This is a genomic window from Methanobrevibacter filiformis (assembly GCF_001639265.1).
GTDB lineage: Archaea > Methanobacteriota > Methanobacteria > Methanobacteriales > Methanobacteriaceae > Methanacia > Methanacia filiformis.
Window position 1 is genome coordinate 1 of the sequence record NZ_LWMT01000210.1, and the last position, 571, is coordinate 571.

The 571-nt window shown below is 27.8% G+C and carries 1 protein-coding gene; it reads left to right on the forward strand.

The features are described 5' to 3' along the window. Positions 1–140 precede the first annotated feature (140 nt). Positions 141–416, forward strand: a complete 276-nt coding sequence (locus MBFIL_RS05470; protein WP_066972230.1) for a hypothetical protein — start codon at positions 141–143, stop codon at positions 414–416. Positions 417–571 lie beyond the last annotated feature (155 nt).

A 571-nucleotide genomic window follows, 5' to 3' on the forward strand; every position in this document is an offset into this window, starting at 1 on the left:
TCATGCAAAACCATAAACACCAACTCAACAAAAACTAAAAAACACTAATAATATATTACACCCCATAATATTTAAAACTAAGCATAACTAAAAAGAATCAAAAAATAATTATTGCACAGCCAATAATAAACAAAAAAAAATTGTTTAAAAAAGTTGGACCTACATATGTAAAAGTAACTACAAAATATGTACTGACTACTGGAAGATGTAGCTGTGGTAAAACAGGATCATATAAATATTATACATCTAAATTCAAGAATTACTGTCCTTACTCCAAAAAAACAGGTGTTTTAAAGTTTGAACAGAATCCTACATGTCCAGAAGGAATGTGGGTTTGTACGCGATGTGATGCTGATTTTTGCTTAGTTACTGGAAAAGAACATGTTAAATATCGTGCAAAATATCTTAAAAAATGATTTTTAATATTTGATTTCTTGTTTTTAAGGCACAGCTGTTAAGTTAAGGATTTAATCGATTCTATAGAATTGCCTTAAATTAAACATTGCTTCTTTATTTTTTTCTTATTTCAGAAACTTCTTCTACAATTGGTTCTATTTTTTCTTGGTGGGGT